Source organism: Leisingera sp. ANG49 (assembly GCF_059694505.1).
On the sequence record NZ_JCATZN010000054.1, the window covers coordinates 1 to 616 of the forward strand.

Annotated in this window: 2 protein-coding genes; both read right to left on the reverse strand. The window is 56.7% G+C overall.

Annotation, left to right across the window (positions count from 1 at the left end; translation table 11 throughout):
- The coding region (locus AC58NV_RS23705; RefSeq protein WP_497229326.1) for a hypothetical protein at window positions 1-198 on the reverse strand (198 nt) is incomplete at its 3' end.
- Window positions 199-220: 22 nt separating this feature from the next.
- Entirely contained in the window at window positions 221-469 is a 249-nt protein-coding gene (locus tag AC58NV_RS23710; protein ID WP_497229327.1) for a hypothetical protein, read from the reverse strand.
- Window positions 470-616: the final 147 nt, after the last annotated feature.

The following is a 616-nucleotide window of genomic DNA, read 5'->3' on the forward strand; positions in this document are numbered from 1 at the left end:
CGCGATTATGCCTTGTTGAATGGCATTCCAGGCGCCAAGAACGGCGCGGATTTCTTGAGCCGAGACAAACGTGCAGTGAGCCGATCTGCACTGTCCTGCCGATTGCCCACTTCTACGCATTATGAGCACCTGGCGAGGAGCGCCAATCTGGCCCGGTTGTTGGACCGTGCCCGGCGTGACGTGGCTGATGAAAAGCATGGGGCATCATCTTGGATAAGCCTCACAAGGCCACGGTGCCCGACAAGAAGGCTTCACGCCCGCTGGACAAGGTGACCGGCAATTCAGTGTGCCCTTGCCCAACATGCTCCGGGTCAGCGATTTCAACTAGGTCACTTTCGCTATTGATACTTATGCCCGGAAGATTGTTGGCTGGCGTGTCAGAGCCTCGGCGTCTGCCGGGTTCGTTCTCAAAGCGCTGGAACAGGCTGTTCGTGAGCAGCAGCCGACAAAGGCCATAGGGCTTGTTCATTACTCCGCCGGGGCAGTCAATACCTTTCGATCAAATTGGCAGAACGGTTGGGCGAAGCTGGCATCGAATCATTTGCCGACAGTGATGGAGACAGCCATGACAACGCGCGGGCCGAAACAATCAACGGTTGTTCACCGCCGTGGATAT

Coding starts and splice junctions, on each gene's coding strand:
- AC58NV_RS23710 (WP_497229327.1), bottom strand. CDS start 469: ATGAACAAGCCCTATGGCCTTTGTCGGCTGCTGCTCACGAACAGCCTG.